20 protein-coding genes and 3 tRNA genes are annotated in these 20,081 nt (G+C 53.6%); 10 read left to right on the top strand and 13 right to left on the bottom strand.

Features of this window, described 5'->3' with window-relative positions:
• Together R0I78_RS03820 and R0I78_RS03815 are read left to right on the top strand one after the other, a co-directional pair.
• Complete coding sequence (locus tag R0I78_RS03820) at positions 1-663, top strand: fumarylacetoacetate hydrolase family protein (RefSeq protein ID WP_019933671.1); 663 nt, start codon at positions 1-3, stop codon at positions 661-663.
• Positions 664-1,098, top strand: coding sequence for a YcgN family cysteine cluster protein (locus R0I78_RS03815; RefSeq protein WP_019933670.1), 435 nt, complete (start codon positions 664-666; stop codon positions 1,096-1,098).
• 45 nt (positions 1,099-1,143) lie between these two features.
• On the opposite strand, the gene dsbB is transcribed toward R0I78_RS03815, so the two are convergent.
• A complete protein-coding gene (dsbB, locus tag R0I78_RS03810) occupies positions 1,144-1,704 on the bottom strand; it encodes a disulfide bond formation protein DsbB (RefSeq protein ID WP_317074369.1) in 561 nt (186 codons plus the stop codon).
• A gap of 29 nt (positions 1,705-1,733) precedes the next feature.
• Here dsbB and fadR point away from each other — a divergent pair, with 29 nt between their 5' ends.
• Positions 1,734-2,429 carry a fatty acid metabolism transcriptional regulator FadR gene (fadR, locus tag R0I78_RS03805; protein ID WP_317074368.1) on the top strand — a complete coding sequence of 232 codons (696 nt, stop codon included), beginning with the start codon at positions 1,734-1,736 and terminating at the stop codon, positions 2,427-2,429.
• Between the two features lie 31 nt (positions 2,430-2,460).
• On the opposite strand, the gene R0I78_RS03800 is transcribed toward fadR, so the two are convergent.
• Genes R0I78_RS03800 through R0I78_RS03790 form a run of 3 tightly spaced genes read right to left on the bottom strand, consistent with a single transcriptional unit; the run spans position 2,461 to position 7,202 of the window.
• Complete coding sequence (locus R0I78_RS03800; RefSeq protein ID WP_019933667.1) at positions 2,461-3,981, bottom strand: SpoVR family protein; 1,521 nt, start codon at positions 3,979-3,981, stop codon at positions 2,461-2,463.
• An 8-nt stretch (positions 3,982-3,989) separates the two neighbouring features.
• Positions 3,990-5,258 (bottom strand): YeaH/YhbH family protein, encoded by a 1,269-nt coding sequence (locus tag R0I78_RS03795; protein WP_317074367.1) that lies wholly within the window; start codon positions 5,256-5,258, stop codon positions 3,990-3,992.
• Positions 5,259-5,279: 21 nt separating this feature from the next.
• A complete protein-coding gene (locus R0I78_RS03790) occupies positions 5,280-7,202 on the bottom strand; it encodes a PrkA family serine protein kinase (protein WP_317074366.1) in 1,923 nt (640 codons plus the stop codon).
• 619 nt (positions 7,203-7,821) lie between these two features.
• Between R0I78_RS03790 and R0I78_RS03785 the strand changes: the two genes are divergently transcribed.
• Complete coding sequence (locus R0I78_RS03785) at positions 7,822-8,412, top strand: FMN-dependent NADH-azoreductase (protein ID WP_317074365.1); 591 nt, start codon at positions 7,822-7,824, stop codon at positions 8,410-8,412.
• A 34-nt stretch (positions 8,413-8,446) separates the two neighbouring features.
• Here R0I78_RS03785 and R0I78_RS03780 read toward each other — a convergent pair whose 3' ends face one another.
• Positions 8,447-9,769, bottom strand: coding sequence for an aspartate aminotransferase family protein (locus R0I78_RS03780; protein WP_317074364.1), 1,323 nt, complete (start codon positions 9,767-9,769; stop codon positions 8,447-8,449).
• A gap of 185 nt (positions 9,770-9,954) precedes the next feature.
• On the opposite strand from R0I78_RS03780, the gene R0I78_RS03775 reads away from it, so the two are divergent.
• A complete protein-coding gene (locus tag R0I78_RS03775; RefSeq protein WP_317074363.1) occupies positions 9,955-11,166 on the top strand; it encodes a PcfJ domain-containing protein in 1,212 nt (403 codons plus the stop codon).
• Positions 11,167-11,220: 54 nt separating this feature from the next.
• On the opposite strand, the gene R0I78_RS03770 is transcribed toward R0I78_RS03775, so the two are convergent.
• The 5 genes from R0I78_RS03770 to R0I78_RS03750 form a co-directional block, all read right to left on the bottom strand.
• Positions 11,221-11,297, bottom strand: a tRNA-Val gene (locus R0I78_RS03770).
• A 13-nt stretch (positions 11,298-11,310) separates the two neighbouring features.
• A tRNA-Val gene (locus R0I78_RS03765) sits at positions 11,311-11,387 on the bottom strand.
• 19 nt (positions 11,388-11,406) lie between these two features.
• Positions 11,407-11,483 (bottom strand) — tRNA-Val (locus tag R0I78_RS03760).
• A gap of 91 nt (positions 11,484-11,574) precedes the next feature.
• Entirely contained in the window at positions 11,575-12,597 is a 1,023-nt protein-coding gene (locus tag R0I78_RS03755) for a DUF3080 domain-containing protein (RefSeq protein ID WP_317074362.1), read from the bottom strand.
• Positions 12,542-13,930: an MATE family efflux transporter gene (locus R0I78_RS03750; RefSeq protein ID WP_317074361.1), complete on the bottom strand. Its 1,389-nt coding sequence runs from the start codon at positions 13,928-13,930 to the stop codon at positions 12,542-12,544. The genes R0I78_RS03755 and R0I78_RS03750 overlap by 56 nt, the downstream gene beginning before the upstream one ends.
• Before the next feature lie 161 nt (positions 13,931-14,091).
• Between R0I78_RS03750 and R0I78_RS03745 the strand changes: the two genes are divergently transcribed.
• Positions 14,092-14,700, top strand: coding sequence for a riboflavin synthase subunit alpha (locus tag R0I78_RS03745; RefSeq protein ID WP_317074360.1), 609 nt, complete (start codon positions 14,092-14,094; stop codon positions 14,698-14,700).
• Between the two features lie 72 nt (positions 14,701-14,772).
• Here R0I78_RS03745 and R0I78_RS03740 read toward each other — a convergent pair whose 3' ends face one another.
• Genes R0I78_RS03740 through R0I78_RS03730 form a run of 3 tightly spaced genes read right to left on the bottom strand, consistent with a single transcriptional unit; the run spans position 14,773 to position 16,608 of the window.
• Positions 14,773-14,976 carry a CPXCG motif-containing cysteine-rich protein gene (locus R0I78_RS03740; RefSeq protein ID WP_317074359.1) on the bottom strand — a complete coding sequence of 68 codons (204 nt, stop codon included), beginning with the start codon at positions 14,974-14,976 and terminating at the stop codon, positions 14,773-14,775.
• A 16-nt stretch (positions 14,977-14,992) separates the two neighbouring features.
• The gene (locus R0I78_RS03735; protein WP_317074358.1) at positions 14,993-15,736 is read right to left on the bottom strand and encodes a pteridine reductase; all 744 of its coding nucleotides are present in this window, start codon (positions 15,734-15,736) and stop codon (positions 14,993-14,995) included.
• Entirely contained in the window at positions 15,733-16,608 is an 876-nt protein-coding gene (locus R0I78_RS03730; RefSeq protein ID WP_019933656.1) for a fructosamine kinase family protein, read from the bottom strand. The genes R0I78_RS03735 and R0I78_RS03730 overlap by 4 nt, the downstream gene beginning before the upstream one ends.
• A gap of 87 nt (positions 16,609-16,695) precedes the next feature.
• Here R0I78_RS03730 and R0I78_RS03725 point away from each other — a divergent pair, with 87 nt between their 5' ends.
• The 4 genes from R0I78_RS03725 to rpmI all read left to right on the top strand — a co-directional run bounded on the left by R0I78_RS03725 (position 16,696) and on the right by rpmI (position 20,073).
• A complete protein-coding gene (locus R0I78_RS03725; RefSeq protein WP_019933655.1) occupies positions 16,696-17,139 on the top strand; it encodes a TerB family tellurite resistance protein in 444 nt (147 codons plus the stop codon).
• A 190-nt stretch (positions 17,140-17,329) separates the two neighbouring features.
• Positions 17,330-19,264 carry a threonine--tRNA ligase gene (thrS, locus tag R0I78_RS03720; protein ID WP_019933654.1) on the top strand — a complete coding sequence of 645 codons (1,935 nt, stop codon included), beginning with the start codon at positions 17,330-17,332 and terminating at the stop codon, positions 19,262-19,264.
• Positions 19,261-19,803 (top strand): translation initiation factor IF-3, encoded by a 543-nt coding sequence (gene infC, locus R0I78_RS03715; protein ID WP_083928683.1) that lies wholly within the window; start codon positions 19,261-19,263, stop codon positions 19,801-19,803. Before thrS ends, infC begins: the two co-directional genes overlap by 4 nt.
• A gap of 72 nt (positions 19,804-19,875) precedes the next feature.
• Positions 19,876-20,073 carry a 50S ribosomal protein L35 gene (gene rpmI / locus R0I78_RS03710; RefSeq protein ID WP_014292509.1) on the top strand — a complete coding sequence of 66 codons (198 nt, stop codon included), beginning with the start codon at positions 19,876-19,878 and terminating at the stop codon, positions 20,071-20,073.
• Positions 20,074-20,081 lie beyond the last annotated feature (8 nt).

The raw sequence follows: 20,081 nt of genomic DNA, 5'->3' as shown, positions 1-20,081 counted from the left end.
ATGTACCAGCACATTGATCAGGAAGGCTTCGTTCTGCCTTATGCTACCGGCAAGGTAGTGTGCGTGGGACGCAGCTATCGTGAGCATGCCGAGGAGCTGAACAACGCGGTGCCCGATGCGCCTTTGTTGTTTATCAAGCCGGCCACCAGCCTGACTCCGATGAGCGAGCCGCTGGTTTTGCCGAAAAACCAGGGGCCGGTGCACCACGAAGCGGAAGTGGCTCTGCTGATTGGCCGTCGTCTGTGCAAGGCCGACGCTGAAACTGCCCTGAACGGGGTAGTGGGCGTTGGCCTTGCGCTGGATCTTACCCTGCGTTCGGTACAGGATGATCTGAAGGCCAAAGGCCAGCCCTGGGAGCGGGCCAAGGCCTTTGACGGCAGCTGCCCCATGGGGCCCTTTGTGGCACCCGACTTGCTGCCGCCACTGCAGCAGCTGGTATTTTCTCTGGAGGTGAACGGCGAGCCGCGGCAGACAGGTGATACCGCCTTGATGATGTGGACCATGGGGGAGCTGCTGGCCGATATCAGCCACAGTTTTACTCTGATGCCCGGCGATATTGTTCTGACCGGCACGCCCAAAGGAGTGGCTGAGCTCAACCCCGGAGATTCCCTCAGGTTAACCCTGAATCAACAGTTTGCCGTTGAGGCGAAGGTAGCGAAATAAATGCAGGCGAATTTCTGGCAGACCAAAACCCTTGAGCAAATGACCGACGAGGAATGGGAAGCCTTGTGTGACGGTTGCGGTAAATGTTGTCTCAACAAATTGATTGATGACGAAACCGAGGAGCTGGTGCATACCAATGTCGCCTGCGAGCTGCTCAACACGCACAGCTGTGCCTGCAGTGACTATGTAAATCGCTTTGCCCGGGTGCCCGATTGCCTGAAGATCACCCGGGAGCAGCTGAGCGAATTTTACTGGCTGCCGTCTACCTGTGCTTACCGTGTGCTGGCAGAGGGTAAGGCACTGCCGTCCTGGCATCCGCTGCGCACCGGCTCCAAGAGTGCCATGCACAGAGCCGGTCAGTCTGTGCGGGGCAAGGTAGTCCCCGAGTCAAAGGCCGGAGACTGGGAAGATCATATTATTACCTGGGCCGGTTAGTCGTATTGAACAGCATACCGTCACTCCGGGCCTGGCCCGGAGTCCTTAACCCCTTGCTGCCGCCAGTCTTATCAGAATAAACAATCCCGCCAAGCCGGCCAGCACCGCAAAAATCCCCATCAGCCACTGGGGCATGGTCAGTCCCAGCCATTGCCAGTCGATGGAGGAGCAGTCACCGCTGGGATAAAATACCGCCGGCCACCAGGCATCCAGCTGAAACCAAACCGGAAACTCTGCTACCGTGGAACATTGATGAAAGGGTGACGGGTTGAGCTGATAATCCACATGCTCTTTTGCCAGTAAAAAACCTTCTACCGACGCGGCCAGCCAGCCGGTCAGTGCCAGTGCTCCGGGAACGCCGTTGCCCGATGCAAGCCAGCCCAGCGCACCGGCCAGGATCACGCCGGCCAGAGCGGCCCGCTGATAGACGCACATGACGCAAGGGGCGTAGCCCTGTACATACTGAAAAAACAACGCTGTTAATAACAGCGACAGGCTGCCCAGGGTGAGCAACGCCCAGGCGGTGCTGCTGCGTGAAAAGCGAAGCAGCCGCCCGCTTGTGACCGGCTGGTCCGCTCTGTTATTATTTTGCGCACTTTTTACCATTCACTAACCTTGCCTTATCAGAGGGTTTTATGATCATCAAGGCTCAAAGCCCTGCGGGATTTGCGGAAGAATATATCATAGAGTCCATCTGGAACAGTCAGTTTCCGCCGGGCTCCATTTTGCCGGCGGAGCGTGAGTTGTCGGAGCTGATTGGCGTGACCCGGACCACATTGCGGGAAGTGCTGCACCGGCTGGCGCGGGATGGCTGGCTGACCATTCGCCATGGAAAACCTACCCGGGTCAATAATGTGTGGGAGACATCGGGGCTGAATATTCTGGAAACCCTGGCAAGGCTTGATGCCGATAAAACGCCTGAGCTGATAGAGCATCTGCTGTCGGCCCGCACTCATATCAGCAGTATTTTTATTCGCAGCGCCATTCGTCAGTATCCACAGCAGGTATGCGAGGCTGTCGCCGGCCTGAGCCGGGTGACTGATAATGCAGAGTCTTTTGCTGCCTTTGACTATGAGTTGCATCGTCAGCTGGCGTTTGCGTCGGGCAACCCTATCTACGGACTGATCCTTAACGGTTTTAAAGGGCTTTATTGCCGCGTAGGTCGGGAATATTTCGCGGTGCCGCAAGCCCGTGCGCTGGCCACAGCGTATTATCGCACGCTGGCGGACTATGCGGAGCAGAGCATGGCCGATGCGGTGGTTGAGCGAATTCGGGAATATGGCCGCGCCTCAGGACTGTTATGGCAGCAGATCCGTGACTCAGACCATTAAGAAAAGATGCCGGAGCACGTCCGGCATGAGATCAGGCCTGTGCATTTTTGGCCGGGCAGCGGCCTAACAGGGTGCCGCTGCCATCGGCTTCCTCCTGCTCCAGCAAGACATCAAAGCCCCACAGACGGTGCACGTGTTTGATGACTTCATGGCAGGAGTCGGACAGCGGGATCCGGTTGTGCGGCACATGTCGCAGGGTTAAGGAACGGTCACCTTTTATCTCGACGTTATAGACCTGAATGTTGGGCTCCAGGTTGGACAGGTTATATTGGTTCGACAAAGTCTGACGTAATTGCCGGTAACCGGCTTCATCATGAATGGCAGAAATTTCGAGATAATTGCGGGTGTCGTCGTCAGCCACTGCAAACAAATGCATATCGCGCATTACCTTGGGTGACAGGAACTGACTGATAAAGCTCTCGTCCTTGAAATTTTCCATGGCAAAGTGCAGCGTTTTTATCCAGTCTGAACCCGCTATATCCGGAAACCAGTGTTTGTCTTCTTCGGTGGGGTGTTCGCAGATGCGACGAATGTCCTGAAACATGGCAAAGCCCAGGGCATAGGGGTTGATGCCGGAATAGTATTTGCTGTTATAAGAAGGCTGAAACACCACATTGGTGTGGCTGTGCAGTATTTCCATCATAAAGCGATCCGTTACCAGACCTTCGTCATACATATGCTGACAAATGGTGTAGTGCCAGAAGGTCGCCCAGCCTTCGTTCATGACCTGGGTTTGCTTCTGCGGATAAAAATACTGACTGATCTTGCGTACTATGCGTACTACTTCCCGCTGCCAGGGCTCCAGCAGGGGGGCGTGTTTTTCAATAAAATACAACAGGTTTTCTTCCGGCTCCCTGGGGTAGCGGATCTTCTGCTGCTGCTTTTCGTCCTGCATGCGGGGCAGGGTGCGCCACAGCTCGTTGACCTGAGTCTGCAGGTAAGCCTCCCGTGCTTTCTGCCGGCGGCGTTCTTCCGCCAGTGACAGCTTTTGTGGCCGCTTGTAGCGGTCTACGCCATAGTTCATCAGGGCATGGCAGCTGTCGAGCAGGGCTTCTACTTCGGTGACACCGTATTTTTCTTCACATTCATTAATGTAGTGTTTGGCAAACAGCAGATAGTCAATAATGGACTCGGCATCGGTCCAGGTTTTAAACAGATAGTTATTCTTGAAGAAAGAGTTATGGCCATAACAGGCATGGGCCATGACCAGCGCCTGCATGGGCATGGTGTTTTCTTCCATCAGATAGGCAATGCAGGGGTTGGAATTGATCACGATTTCATAAGCCAGCCCCATTTGACCGCGCTTGTAGTTCTGCTCGGTCTGAATAAACTTTTTGCCATAAGACCAGTGATGGTAACCAATGGGCATGCCGATACTGGAGTAGGCATCCATCATCTGCTCACCGGTAATAATTTCTATCTGATTAGGATAGGTAGTCAGGCCGTAGTGCTCGGCAATACGGATAATTTCCTTGTGATAGGCTTCGAGCAGCTCGAAGGTCCAGTCTGGGCCGTCGCTGAGCGGCCGGCCTTTTTTCAGTGCTTGGGCCATAAGTTACCTCACGCAACCTGTTTTCTGAACAGCTCCCGGAATACGGGGTAGATATCGTCTGCTGCACGAATATGCTCCATGGCAAAGGAAGAATACTCCCGGGCAATGGTTTCATATTCATGCCACAGGCTTTGATGGGCCCGGTTGGTGATTTCAATATAGGTGTAGTAACGCACCAGGGGCATGATGTCCTTTTGCAGTAGTTGCCGGCACAGGGGAGAGTCGTCTGCCCAGTTATCGCCATCTGACGCCTGAGCGGCATAGATATTCCACTGATCGGGCGGATAGCGTTCGTTCATCACCTCTTTCATCAGCTGCAGGGCGCTGGACACAATGGTGCCGCCGGTTTCCTGGGAGTAGAAGAACTCCTGCTCATCTACCTCTTTGGCCTGAGTGTGATGACGAATAAACACAACATCCACGTTTTTGTAGCTGCGGGTAAGAAACAGATACAGCAGCAGGTAAAAGCGCTTGGCCATGTCTTTGGTGGCCTGATCCATGGAGCCGGACACATCCATCAGGCAGAACATGACGGCCTGAGTAGAGGGCACCGGCCGCTTCACAAAATTGTTGTAGCGCAGATCAAAGGTGTCGATGAAAGGCACGGCGGCAATACGCCGCTTCAGCTCGGAAATTTCATCTTCCAGCTCCTGGATCCGGGCATAGTTTTCTGCCGGGCGCTTGCCAAGCTCGGCCAGCTCCTGCTCCAGATCCGCTACCGAACGCTTCTTGCCAGACTGCAGGGCAATACGCCGGGCCAGTGACTGACGCAATGAGCGCACCACGTTAATATTGGCGGGTACGCCATCGGCAGTGTAGCCGGCCCGAAAGGTTTTCATCTCGCTGATTTTGTTCAGCTTGTTTTTTTCCAGGTTGGGCAGCTCCAGGCCGTCGAACAGCAGATCCAGGTATTCGTCCTTGGAGATCTGAAATACAAAATCATCCTGACCTTCTCCCTGGTTGCTGGCATCACCCTGATCGCTGCCACCACCACCGCCCCCGGAAGGGCGGTCTACCTTGTCTCCTTTAATAAACTGATCGTTACCCGGGTGCACCTGATCCCTGTGCCCCCCTTTGCCGTGATGAAAAAAAGGCTCGGAAATGTCTCGTGTCGGAATGGAGACACTCTCACCCTGATCGATGTCCTGAATACTGCGTTTGAGTACCGCATCGGAAACCGCCTTTTTAAGTTGTTGTTTGTAACGGCGGATAAAGCGCTGCCGGTTTACAGCGCTTTTGTTGCGGCCATTCAGTCGTCTGTCGATAAAATGCGCCATGGTTCCCCCAACTGATCACTATCAGCTTGATTTTCGTACTCGCAGGTACCATTCGGACAGCAACCGTACCTGCTTGCGGGTGTAGCCTTTTTCCATCATGCGATCCACAAAGTCGTCGTGCTTCTTCTGCTCGTCGGCACTGGTTTTGGCATTGAAGGAAATAACCGGCAACAGCTCTTCGGTATTGGAGAACATTTTTTTCTCGATAACGGTTCTGAGCTTTTCGTAGCTGGTCCAGTTGGGATTTTTTCCGGCGTTGTTGGCCCGGGCCCGCAGCACGAAGTTAACGATTTCGTTACGGAAATCTTTCGGGTTGCTGATGCCGGCAGGCTTTTCAATTTTCTCCAGTTCGGCGTTAAGGGCCGCGCGATCAAACAGCTGGCCGGTATCCGGATCCCGGTATTCCTGATCCTGAATCCAGAAATCGGCGTAGGTAACATAACGGTCAAAGATGTTCTGACCGTACTCGGAGTAGGACTCAAGATAAGCAGTCTGAATCTCCTTGCCGATAAACTCCACGTATTTGGGGATCAGATAGCCCTTGATAAACTCGAGATAACGGTCGTGTACATCTTGCTGGAATTGCTCCCGCTCAATCTGTTGCTCCAGTACATAGAAAAGGTGTACCGGGTTGGCGGCCACTTCGGCGTGGTCAAAGTTGAATACCCGTGACAGTATCTTGAACGCAAAGCGGGTAGACAGGCCATTCATGCCTTCGTCTACGCCGGCATAGTCACGGTATTCCTGATAGGACTTGGCCTTGGGATCCGTGTCTTTCAGGGTTTCGCCGTCATACACCCGCATTTTGGAGTAGATGCTGGAGTTATCAGGCTCTTTCAGCCGTGACAGCACGGTAAACTGCGCCAGGGTTTCAAGTGTGCCCGGAGCACATTTAGCGGTAGACAGTTCACTGTTGGTGAGCAATTTCTGGTAAATCTCAACCTCTTCGGTGACGCGCAGGCAGTAAGGCACCTTGACGATGTAAACCCGGTCGAGGAAAGCCTCATTGTTCTTGTTGTGCTTGAAGTGCTGCCATTCCGATTCGTTGGAGTGGGCCAGAATAATGCCGTCAAAGGGCAGGGCAGAGAGTCCTTCAGTACCGTTATAGTTGCCCTCCTGAGTCGCGGTGAGCAGCGGGTGCAGCACCTTGATGGGGGCCTTGAACATTTCCACGAATTCCATCATGCCCTGGTTGGCCTTACACAGCGCCCCTGAGTAGGAATAGGCATCGGCGTCGTCCTGGGCATAGTGCTCCAGCTTGCGAATGTCTACTTTGCCCACCAGTGAGGAAATATCCTGGTTGTTGTCGTCACCGGGTTCGGTTTTGGCCACGGCAATCTGGTCGAGAACCGAGGGGTACACCTTTTCTACCCTGAATTTGGTGATATCGCCACCGAACTCATGCAGACGCTTGACTGCCCAGGGCGACATAATGGAGCGCAGATAGCGCCGCGGAATGCCATACTCCTGTTCCAGAATAGGGCCGTCTTCTGCCATATCGAACAGACAGAAGGGATGGTCATTGACCGGTGAGCCCTTGATGCGGTAGATGGGCACTTTTTGCATCAGTGCTTTGAGGCACTCAGCCAGGGACGACTTACCGCCCCCCACAGGGCCCAGCAGATAAAGAATTTGTTTCTTTTCTTCCAGCCCCTGAGCAGCGTGCTTGAGGTAGGAAACGATTTGCTCGATGCTTTCTTCCATGCCGTAAAAGTCGGCGAAAGCAGGATAACGGGCAATTACCCGGTTGGAAAACAGCCGGCTGTATCGTGGCACCTGAGCGGTGTCGATCATTTCCGGCTCGCCAATGGCCATCAGCAACCGCTCGGATGCGGAGGCATAACAGCTTTTATCTTCACGGCACAGGTCGAGAAATTCCTGCAGGCTGTATTCCTCTTCCTTGGCCTTTTCATAGCGCGATTGATAGTGCTCGAAAATACCCATGGTCATTCCCCCTGATTTACTTTCGGCTCACTTAAGATGACAGAGCCTTGCGCACACGAATTTCATTTCTCTGTAGATAAGGTTAGTCATGGTTTTGTTATTGCGCTCGTGTAAGACACGGAAAAAACTAACAATTGTTTAATTTTATGACGGTCGGCCGCGAGGGCGGCAAGTGAAGAGATTATCTGACTGGCAGGTTAACCATGACGTTAACGTAACGTTGTTTTTGAGATCGGCTTGTAGTGTGTTTTTTTGTGGTTTTTACGTTGACTTCACATTTTGCTCCGGTTACATTGAACGAGCATCACGGTCTGACCATTTGCTGCCAAGCAATGAAAGCAACTTGTTAGGTGAGATGCGTAGCTCTGTTTAAGCACGTTTCCGTTTGTTTGACCCTCGCTTGCCGAGGGTTTTCTTTTATCTGTTGCTCGGTATTACCTTGACGTTAACGTAAGTCCTGAGGTCTGGATGTTCGATTATTTTGAACATCTTGAACACCAAATTCTCGTTTCACTTCGCCTTTTGTTTGCTTAATCTTGTCTGCAATGACTCGGTTTTCCGCTGTTTATTCAGTATTTTCGATTTTATTTATACCCACTTTGCATCCAGGAGCGTTGTGATGAGCAAGACCCTTATTTTGAAATCCAGTATTTTGGGTGATTATTCTGCGTCAGGCATGTTGACCGACTATTTTGCTGCCCGGCTTGATGAGCCCGGTATCAAAATACGGGATCTGGCCGATGCACCATTACCCATGCTGGACGGTGACGGAGCCATGGCACTGCGCGGTGGTGAGCATCTGAATGAGCAGCAGCAAGCGCTGCTGGCGCTGTCTGACGAACTGGTGAATGAGCTGAAAGAGGCGGAACGTATTGTGATTGCCGCTCCCATGTATAACTTTCATGTACCGGTTCAGCTTAAAGCTTGGATTGATCTGGTGTGCCGGGCCGGTGTGACATTCCGTTATACTGACAAAGGTGCCCAGGGCCTGCTTGAGAACAAGATGGCGATTGTCATTACCACTCGTGGTGGCCTGCATAAAGACACAGCTCACGACATGATCACCCCCTACATGCGTACCATTCTTGGTTTTCTGGGTATTACAGAGGTGGAGTTTGTGTATGCTGAGGCCATGGGCATGGCTGAAGAGCTGCGCGAGCAACAGCTTGATGACGCCAAAAAGCAGCTGACCCGGCTTGCCAAGGGATAATATAAAAGAGGCTGCCGAAGCAGCCTCTTTTTTATCAGTCGAACTGCTGGCGAATGCAGCGCTCAAGAATACCAATGGTCTGATCCACGTGCTCTTTTTCCATGATCAACGGCGGAGACATGGCGATGGCATCACCCAGCGAACGCAGCATCAGCCCCTGTTGCCAGGCATTGGTCTGAACGCCCGGGCCTGTGCTGCCGGTCTTGCCTGCCGGCGCTTCAAATTCGACGGCGGCAATCAGTGAGTAGTTACGAATATCAATCACACCCGGCAGCCCCTTGAGGCTGTGCAGGCCCTGCTCGAAGTACTGGCTGATATCACCATTGGCCGCACCACGCTGATACAGTCCTTCCTGCTCATAGACATCCATGGTGGCCATGGCGGCAGCACAGGCCAGCGGATGAGCAGAATAGGTATAGCCATGGTAGAACTCAACGCCTGCGGCACTGCCTTCCATCACCGCATCATGAATATGGTCACCACACAGCACGGCACCCATGGGAGCGGCACCGTTGGTCAGGCCCTTGGCGGTGGTCATGATATCGGGCAGCACGTCAAAGGTCTGGCTGGCAAAGGCATTGCCGGTACGGCCAAAGCCGCAAATCACTTCATCAAAAATCAGTACGATGCCGTGCTGGTCACAGATCTCACGAATACGCTTAAGGTAGCCCACCGGCGGCGGCAATACGCCACCGGCACCGGTGATCGGCTCTATGATCACGGCGGCAATGCGGCTGGCATCGTGCAGGTGGATCAGTTTTTCCAGCTCGTTGGCCATTTCCACCCCGCCATGGAGCGGCAGGCCGCGGGAAAAGGCGTTGCGGGACAAGTCCTGAGTATGGGACAGATGATCCGTGGGCAGCCACTGGCCAAAGGCCTTGTAGTTACCGGTAATGCCACCCACTGAAATGCCACCAAAGTTCACACCGTGATAGCCGCGCTCACGGCCGATAAACAGCTGACGTCCGCGGTCGCCCCTGGCGTGATGATAGGCCAGCGCCATCTTGAGAGCAGTTTCTACTGACTCCGAACCTGAGTTGGTGTAGAACACCTTGTTCAGGTTGCCCGGGGCCAGGTCGGCCAGGCGCTCGGACAGCTCAAAGGCCAGCGGGTGCCCGAAGCCAAAGCAAGGAGCATAGTCCAGCTCACGTGCCTGACGGGCAATGGCTTCGGCAATATGCGGGTTGCCGTGGCCGGCGTTGCAGCACCACAGACCGGCGGTCATGTCGAGTACCTGACGGTTATCGTCCGTGGTCCAGTACATGCCCTTGGCACCGGTCAGCATACGCGGGCTGGCTTTAAAACCCTTGTTGGGGGTGAAGGGCATCCAGTGAGCATTCAGTGATTGTTGATTCATTGCAGCACTCTCTCAGACTCTTGTTATATGACGCTTATCGCTAAGTAACTGCCAGTGTGAATAAAATGTAATGAAGATAAAATGACAAGGTTTCAACGTTCAGTTTGGTCCGAGTCAACCCGGGCGACCTTTGGTGTCGCTTCAGGCTGGCAGCATGGCAAATCGTTTTCTTTTAAGGACGCAATATGTGGCTTGATCCTCAGCATATGGAAATGACTGCCAGCGGGCATTTTGAGATACGGCTGGAGCAGCCTTTTGCTATCCACTTTCGTTATTCCTGCTGGCGCAGCGGACTGGTATGTGAGCGCCGTGAGCAGGGGCGTTGGGTGACGGATGCGCATACCGACTATGGCATGGCGCTGCTGGATATTGCCCGGCTGGCCGGCGAACAGAGTGTGCCCGGCAGGTTTGCCGGACAAATTCCGGTGTCCGTTCGCCGGGCGGTACAGCCTTATTTTTATCAGCAAACCCGTTTATTGCAGTGGCTGGCGCGAGAGCCCGCCGCCGGCGAGCTATTTGCTCATTCTCCCCATCTGCTGTGGTTACTGGTGGCTCATAGTGAACTGGAAGGCTGGCCTGCCATCCAGGTCAGCGCGCTGCTGAGTGCGCCAAGAAGAAACGTAGTGCAGGCGCTGGGCGGTGAGGGCAGCAAGGCGCTGCTTAAATTGCTGGGGCGGGTGCAGCTGGTACGCGGCGACCTGAAAGAGTGCCGCTTGTTGCTGCAGCTGTGCCGGGAGCAGACGCCCATGATGTTGCGGGTGCTGGCGCAGCAACCAGCGCTGACCATTTATCATGTGTTGTTTGCTGTACGTTTTCCTGAGCTGCTGCAGAGCCGGTTTATGCTGTTAAACGAGGTGAGCAGATTTTCCAGCTGCGATGCACTGACGGCCAGACTGAAGAGTATATCGCGGATCTGGCAGGATGTGCTGAGGCTGGCGGAGGCATTGAATATTCCCGATGCCGGCCGGGCACTGAACCGCTGCGCTGATATGGATGCGCTCAACCGGCTGCATGATCGCTGGACCGACAGGCTGAACCGGCAACATTGTCTGGCAGCCCACGGCAGCATGTATTTTCCTGCGCCACCATTACCGGGTAATGAGCATATAATCCCGATTGAAACCCTCGAAGATCTGCAGGCAGAAGGCAGATTGATGCGCCACTGTGTAGCCAGCTATGTCAATCGTATAATGGCGGGGGAGTGTTATATTTACCGGATTATGCAGCCACAGCGGGCTACCTTTGAGCTGGGATATTCGCAGGGCCAGCTCACAGTGATGCAGGTACAGTTGCAGCGCAACCACAGGGCCAGTAATGAGACTCACCAGGCCATTCATGACTGGTTGCGCCGGGAGAATGATAAGCAGAGAAATTATGCCAACATACAAACGGGTTAATAAGAACTGACACCGCCAATAAAAAAAGCCTGCTCGTAAGCAGGCTTTTTTATCTGGTGCGTTCTAGTGGATTCGAACCACCGACCCCCACCATGTCAAGGTGGTGCTCTAACCAACTGAGCTAAGAACGCGTTTATATAAAACTGGTGCGTCCTAGTGGATTCGAACCACCGACCCCTACCATGTCAAGGTAGTGCTCTAACCAACTGAGCTAAGGACGCTAAATTTGTTTCAGTTATCTGGTGCGTTCTAGTGGATTCGAACCACCGACCCCCACCATGTCAAGGTGGTGCTCTAACCAACTGAGCTAAGAACGCAGACTGCCTTCAGGCGCTGCGTATACTAGCCAAGGGGGACAGAGGGGGCAAGCATTTTTTGTTCCATAACAACCGGATGGAGAACAAATGCTCAGCCCGGTGATAAATCACAGCGACGCAGAAAGGTTTGCCAGGCTTTGGCATGCTCCAGAGTGAGCTGACGATATTCAGTGTACAGGCGGCTGTTCAGGCCGCTGGCATACCAGGCACGATATTCAGCCATGGCGTCAGCCCGTTCGGGCGGTGGTTGCAGGCTTTGTTCAAGCAAGGGAGCCAGCCGCACAAAATGACGATCCAGCTCGGTCAGCTGGGCCTGAATATCCTTGATGTAATAGTGCTCCATGGCGTTACGCAGACGTTTGGCATCGTCCTGCCCGGCGGGGCCGCAATTAAATTGCTCAAGCCGGCCCAGAAAAACCAGGCTTTCGCTGAGATAGTGCCGGGCACTGTGCAGTGAGTAATACAGCTCCCCCAGATAGTAGTTGTTATAAAGACCGCTGAGCTGTTCGGTGAATTCTTCACTGCTTACCACAGTGGCCCGTGACTGCAGAGGGTTAAGGCCGGCAAACAGGGAGAAGGCATTGTAAGTGGCCTGAAAACCACTGTGATCCGCAGGCACCGAGCGGGCTCTGGGTGTCAGTGCGGCACGAATATCAGGCTCGGCTATCATCATGTTCCAGTAAAACCCGGGCAGCAGGGGAGCTTTTTGGGCTTTAAGTTCACTGAGCCAGTGAGTGAGACTGTCGTTGTTGCTTTGTGCAAGGCAGGTATTCAGGCCCTGTTGAAACTGCAGATGATACATAAATACAGGACCGGCCTGCTGGCTTTTACCTACCGGACCGTTATGCTCGCTGACCAGGCCCAGCAGGCGGCACTCACCCAGTTTAAGGGTATCGAGCAGGCCTGCACTGATGCGGGGCTGCTGTACCTGCAGTTCACGCTGCCCCGGCAAGGACGGCAACGGGGCCGGAGCCCTGAGCTCGGGAGGAGCTGTATCCAGCACATTAGCCACCCGAGCCAGGTAGGTATCAAAAGAGAGTTTAAGTGTTTGCCGGTCGTTACAGCCCGTCAACCAAAGGCAAACCAGCACTGTCGCGATGATGAACCTGTTCATAAATTCTGCGTAACCGCCATATCAGTAAGAACGCCGCTATGGTCAAGCCTACCAGAAAACCAATCCAGAAGCCGTGCGGACCCATGGCAGGAACTATCCAGTCGGTCAGCCCCAGCACCATGCCCACGGGCAGACCGCAGCACCAGTATGAGAACAGCGTAATATAAAAAATGACTTTTGTGTCTTTATAACCGCGCAATGCCGCTGCGGTAATCACCTGCACCGAGTCGGAAATCTGATAAAGTGATGCCAGCAGCAACAGGCTGGCGGCCAGCTCCAGCACAAAGCTGTTATCAGTATAAATGCCGCTGATCTGATAACGGGCGAGGGCGGTGGCCAGACCGGTAAACACGGCCGCCAGTGCACCAAATCCAATACCGGTCAAGCTGGCAATTCTGGCCTGATCAGCCTGATGTTCTCCCAGGCTGTGACCCACCCGTATGGTCAGTGCCATGCCAAGGCTGAGTGGCAGCATAAAAATAATGCTGGAGAAGTTGATGGCGACCTGATGACCGGCCACTACATCGGCTCCCAGCGGAGCCAGCAACAGCGCGACCACGGTAAACAGGGTGACTTCACAGAAAATGGCCATGGCAATAGGAAAACCCAGCCGGAAAATTCGTCCGATGCGAGCCATGTCGGGAGCCGTGATATTGGCAAACACTGCAAAATGGTTGAGTAAGGCAGAGCGCTTGGTGTAAACAATCATGGCCACCAGCATGGCCCAGAACACCAGTGCAGAGGCATAGCCACAACCCACACCTCCGAGCTGGGGAAAGCCCAGTTTACCGTGGATCAATATGTAGTTGGCGGGGACGTTAATAGCCAGTCCGATAAAACCAATGACCATGGTAGGGCGTGTATGTGACAGGCCTTCACTGAAATTGCGCAGCACCTGATAAAGTGCGTAGGCGGGCATGCCCCAGAGAATACCGTGCAGATAGCCGGTGGTTTTTTCTGCCAGCAATGGCTCCACATCCATCCAGTGCAGTATCATGGGGGAGAAATACAGTGCCAGCGAGGCAGGAACGATCACCATCAGGGTAAGCCAGAAGCCCTGATGCACAGCGCCGGCCACTTCATGGTGCCGGCGGGCTCCGTTAAGCTGAGAAATAATGGGAGTGAGTGCCATCACGACTCCCTGTACCAGCAAAATAATGGGCAGCCAGAAGCTGGTGGCCACGGCCACGGCGGCCATATCGGTGGCACTGATCTGGCCGGCCATGACGGTGTCAACAAAGCTCATGGTGGTTTGTGCTACCTGAGCCACCAGAATGGGACCACACAAACGCAGCAAATGGCGCGTTTCTGTGAAATATGCAGAGAATGACATGGTTTTCTCACCTGAAAGCCGCAATCGGCAAACGCCTGCCGAAGAGCGAAATGGGATAAAGCAGAGTTAGGACGGGGTTATATTGGCCCTGATGCCGGAAATATAACCGTTAACACTGTTTTTTCCCATTATTTTTCACTGTTTTGCTATGGATTAACGCGATGTTTACCGGAATTGTTCAGGGGCAGGGCACCCTGCTGAATATTATCAAAAAAGCGGACTTTCAAACTCACGTGCTGGCCATGCCGGATGAGCTGTTGCCCGGCCTGGAGCTGGGTGCCTCTGTGGCTCACAATGGTTGCTGTCTTACCGTCACTGCCATTGAAGAGGACAAGGTCAGCTTTGACCTGATGCAGGAAACCCTGAGAGTGACCAACCTGGGGGGATTAAATGCAGGTGACAAGGTGAACCTGGAGCGGGCGGCCCGTTTTGGCGATGATATTGGCGGCCATGCCATGTCGGGCCACATTATCGCCATGAGCGAGCTGCTGGAGCGCACTGAAACCGAGACCAACACCACACTGCGCTTTGCCGTACCCGAGGGGCTTGGGAGATATCTGTTTACCAAGGGCTATATCGGCATTGATGGGATCAGCCTGACATTGGGCGACGTCACCGGCAGTCATTTTCTGGTGCACCTTATTCCAGAAACGCTGGCCCGCACTAACCTGGCCCGGGTGCAGCCCGGCTATCGTGCCAATATTGAGATTGATCCGCAGACTCAGGCGATAGTGGACACGGTTGAGCGGGTACTGAGCAGCCGTGAATAACAGGCGAATGATACCGGGCAAGCCCGGTATTTTTAACTTGACAAAGTTATGCCAACATACAAATGGGACTGTTTAAAAATACTGCTCATCATCAGCATCAACGCTGACTTCAACCTCATCACTGATCTCGTTTCGCACCACGCGTAAATGCATGGGATTACAACAGGCCTGGCAATCTTCGTAATAATCCTGATCACCGGCGCTGGCATCTACCTCAATGCGGGTGTGATGACCGCAATGAGGGCAGATAATATTCCGTTCAAAATAATCACGCATAGAAATCTCCCGATAATCAGGCTTCCGGCAGGCTCTGGCAGGAGCGACCACCATCAATGGCAATAATCTGGCCGGTCAGGTAGGCCGGCCCCTGAAGTAAAAACCGGACTGTGTCAGCAATTTCAGACGGCGTGCCCAGCCGCCCCATGGGCACTGAATCCAGTACTCGCTGCTTTTGTTCGTTATCAAGTTCATGTTCAGGCCAGAGAATAGGACCCGGTGCAATACCGTTAACCCGCACCTGCGGAGCCAGCTCGGCAGCCAGTGCCCGGGTCAGGGTGACCAGCGCATTTTTGGCCATGCTGTAGGGCAGGTGGTCTTTCAGACCGTTGGCCGCGTGTATATCAAGCAAATTCACTATGCTGCCGCGCTCCTGTCTGAGTGACGGCAGCAGCGCCTGGCTCAGCAACAGTGGCGCTGCCGCATTGGTGGCAGAGAGTTCCAGCCAGTGAGCCGGAGTAATGTTGCCAAAACGGGTGGGATAAAAGGCAGAGGCATTGTTAATCAGTGCACTGACATGGCCGAAGCATCCCATGGCGCTGTCGGCCATGGCATTAATGGCATTCAAATCGGTCAGATCCTGCTGCAGCAGCTTTACGCTGCCCGCGCGGAGCCGGTTCAGCTCTTCTGCCAATACCCGGGCCTCATGCTCACTGTGATGGTAATGCACTATCAGGTCCATTCCTTGCCGGTGCAGCATGCGGCTGATGTCAGCACCAATGCGTCTGGCGGCACCGGTGATCAAGGCCACTTGGGTCATGATATCTCCTGGCTGGCAATAATATTGCTCAAACTCAGTTTGGCTTGCTTGATATAGGCTTCACCAAACAGGTTTATGTGATTAAGCAGGTGATAGAGATTATAAATTTCCCGCCGCTGCCAGTAACCATCATCACGAGGCCAGACGGCATCATAGCCCTGGTAAAAAGCCTGAGGAAACTGGCCGAACAGCTCTGTCATGGCGATATCTGCTTCTCTGTCACCAAAATAACTGGCAGGGTCAAAAATCACTCCCTGACGCTGATAAAATCCGAGGTTGCCACGCCATAAATCGCCATGCAACAGGCAGGCCTCGGGCTGATGTCCTGCCAGCCGGTTTTTGATGGCACCGGTTATCTCTTCAATATCACCAAAACGAATGCCTTGCTCTTCCAGAAGCTGCAGCTGCCAGCCAACACGTTGTTCGGCAAAAAAGGTCGCCCACTTTTTATGCCAGGCATTGGGCTGCACTGTGGTGCCGATAAAGTTGTCTTCGTCCCAGCCATACATGGACTGAGTACTGCCCTGATGCAAATGAGCCAGCTGCCGCCCCAGCATATGCCAGTCCTGATCCTGTGCCTGCCCCAGACGCAGATACTCCAGCACGATAAAACTGCTGTTAACCGTAGTCCCGCAGCAAACGGGGCGGGGCACTCTGAGTGTCTGCGTATTAAGCAGATGCTCAAGGGCAGTCCATTCGGCACGGAACATATCCAGCGCTGCACGGTCATTTAGTTTAACAAAGAATATATGCTGGCCATCGCTGACGCGGTAAGCCTGATTGATTTCACCGCCACCCAAAGGCGAGCGTTCACTCACATGAAACTCGGCATTAATGGCATCGCTTATCTGACTGGCAATGGCTGGCCACATAGACTGTTCACTCCGGTAACGCAGGTTTTGCCACCAGTATAGGCTAAAAGCGGTTGCCTTCAGTGACTTAACCGAAAAGGAAAAAGCATGATAGAACGCATCAAGCAATGGCTGAATTCTACCCCCGAACACGATACCCCCGCCTTGCAGGAAGAAGTGGCGGTAGCCGCCCTGTTAAGTGAGGTCATGCTGGCAGACGGCGTGGCCAGTGAGGCCGAACACCAGCGTCTGGAACAGTTGCTGGCAAGACTGTTTGGTCATGCCCCCCATGAAGTGCACCAGTGGCTGCAACAGGGCAGGGCGCACCAGGAAGAAGCGGTATCCTTGTATGAGTTTACGCAACATCTGAAAACCCTCGCCATTGAACGGCGGGAAGCCATTTTGTCCGCCCTGTGGCAAATGGCCATGACAGATGGTGTGCTGGATCCGCAGGAAGAAGGCATAGTCCGACAAGTGGCTGAATTACTCTATATTCCGCACAGCCGCTTTATTCAGCTGAAATTACGGGTAGAAAACGGGTCCGAAGATTAACCATGGTCCGTGGCGATGAAGTGTGATTTCTGATAGTCTTTGCGCTTCCCGACCTGTGCCGCGGTATCACACTCAAGCGTGCCAGGCTGGCCGAGTAACGCCAGATGGTCGGGGCTCTGTCGTGAATTATCATTCTTTTCATTACATACATGTGCGCTTTGGTAGGGTGCACCACTGTTAAGGACCTTTCATGCCGACAATTACTCTTCCCGATGGCAGTCAACGCCATTTCGACAATCCCGTTTCCATCATGGATGTGGCTCAGGATATAGGCCCGGGCCTGGCCAAGGCCTGCATTGCCGGCCGTATTAACGGCGAGCTGGCAGATGCTTGTGACCTCATCAGCCAGGATGCCAGCCTGTCCATTATCACCGCCAGGGATCAGGAAGGACTGGAAATTATCCGTCACTCCTGTGCTCACCTGCTGGGTCACGCCATCAAGCAGCTGTGGCCGCAAACCCGCATGGCCATTGGCCCTGTCATTGAAAACGGCTTCTATTATGATGTGGATCTTGAACATACCCTCACCGAGGAAGATATTCAGAAAATCGAGACCCGCATGCTGGAACTGGCCAAGACCGAATATGCGGTGATCAAGAAAAAGGTCAGCTGGCAGGAAGCGCGGGATACCTTTGCCCGTCGGCATGAGTCGTACAAAATTGAAATTCTGGATCAGAACGTGAGCCAGGATGACAAGCCGGGTCTGTATCATCACGAAGAATATATCGACATGTGTCGCGGCCCGCACGTGCCCAACATGCGTTTCTGCCAGCACTTTAAATTGCAGAAGGTCTCCGGTGCCTACTGGCGTGGCGACTCCAAAAACAAAATGCTGCAGCGCATTTACGGCACAGCCTGGGCCGACAAGAAAGCGCTCAAGTCCTATCTGGTGCAGCTGGAAGAAGCCGCCAAGCGGGATCACCGCAAAATTGGCAAGCAACTCGATCTTTACCACATGCAGGAAGAAGCGCCGGGCATGGTGTTCTGGCACAACGACGGCTGGACCATCTTCCGTGAGCTGGAAACCTTTGTGCGGGACAAGCTGCGCGAATATAAATATGAAGAGGTAAAAGGCCCCTTCATGATGGACAGAGTGCTGTGGGAAAAGTCCGGCCACTGGGATAAATATGCTGATCACATGTTTACCACTCATTCCGAGAGCCGGGACTATGCCATCAAGCCCATGAACTGCCCGGGTCATGTGCAGATCTTCAATCAGGGCCTCAAGTCCTACCGTGATCTGCCGCTGCGCATGGCTGAGTTCGGCTGTTGCCATCGCAACGAGCCGAGCGGTGCCCTGCACGGTCTGATGCGGGTACGGGGTTTTACTCAGGACGATGCTCATGTCTTCTGTACCGAAGATCAAATTCAGAGCGAAGTGTCTGCCTGCATCAGAATGGTGTATGACACCTATGAAACCTTTGGTTTCAGTAACATCGCCGTCAAGCTGTCTACCCGCCCAGAACAACGCATCGGCAGCGACGAGATCTGGGACAAGGCCGAACTGGCTCTGGAAGAAGCCCTCAAAAGCAATGGTATCGAATACGAGCTGCAGCCGGGCGAGGGGGCCTTTTACGGTCCTAAAATTGAATTTACTTTGCACGACTGCCTGAATCGTGCCTGGCAATGTGGTACGGTACAGCTTGATTTCGCGCTGCCGGGCCGTCTGGGTGCCAGTTATGTCGGTGAAGACAACGAGCGCCATGTGCCGGTAATGATCCACCGCGCTATTCTGGGGTCTATCGAGCGCTTTATCGGTATTCTTATTGAAGAGTATGCCGGTCTGTTCCCGACCTGGCTGGCTCCTACCCAGGCGGTGGTGCTGAATATTACCGATAATCAGGCTGACTATGCCAAAAACCTGGTCGAGTCACTGAATAATATCGGTATTCGGGCCAAGGCAGACTTGAGAAATGAGAAGATTGGCTTTAAAATCCGCGAGCATACTCTTAAGCGGGTACCTTTCATGCTGGTATGCGGCGACAAAGAAGTCGACGCCGGCAAGGTAGCGGTTCGTACCCGAAAAGGTCAGGATCTGGGAACCTTTGATGTTGAGGAACTGATTGCTCTCATCAAGGAAGAGGTTCAGACCCGCGGAAAGAAAACAGTGGAGGATAGGTTATAAAAGGCGCCAAAAAAGGGGGCAAGCCCGCTCCCCGTAATCGACTGAATGAAGAAATCCGACTGAAAGAAGTTCGTCTGGTCGGCCTGGAAGGTGAAGCATTGGGGGTCGTGTCCATCAATGAGGCACTGAGCGCTGCCAGCGAGGCGGGCGTCGATCTGGTAGAAATCAGTCCCAATGCCGAACCCCCTGTTTGCCGTATCATGGACTACGGCAAGTTCCTTTACGAAAAAAGTAAAGCGACCAAGGAACAGAAGAAAAAACAGAAACAAATCCAGGTGAAGGAAGTTAAATTCCGTCCCGGTACTGATGAAGGCGACTATCAGGTAAAGCTACGCAACCTGATTCGCTTTTTGGAAGAAGGCAACAAAGCCAAAGTCACACTGCGGTTCCGCGGTCGTGAAATGGCGCACCAGGAGCTGGGTTTTGATCTGCTTAACCGCATCAAGACCGAACTCGATGAACTCGCCGTGGTTGAGTCCTTTCCCAAGCTGGAAGGCCGCCAGGCAGTGATGGTGCTTGCCCCTAAAAAGAAACAGTAAGGTCTGCAAGTAGCCGGGCATTTCGTCCGGCTCACCTTGTCTGTTGTTGTTATTAACAATGCGGAGTATTTCATGCCTAAGATGAAATCCAACAAGGGCGCTGCCAAGCGCTTCAAGAAAACCGGCTCTGGTGGCTTTAAGCGCAAGCAGTCCCACCTGCGTCACATCCTCACCAAGAAAAGCACCAAGCGTAAGCGTCAGCTGCGCGGTAAGTGTCTGGTAGCGGCGTCTGACGTTGCCCAGATCAAATCCATGCTGCCCACCGCTTAAGAGGAGAG

Origin of the sequence: Oceanimonas sp. CAM02 (genome assembly GCF_032842915.1) — a bacterium.
In the GTDB taxonomy this organism is placed as follows: domain Bacteria; phylum Pseudomonadota; class Gammaproteobacteria; order Enterobacterales; family Aeromonadaceae; genus Oceanimonas; species Oceanimonas smirnovii.
This window is presented reverse-complemented; position numbering and strand designations above follow the sequence as displayed.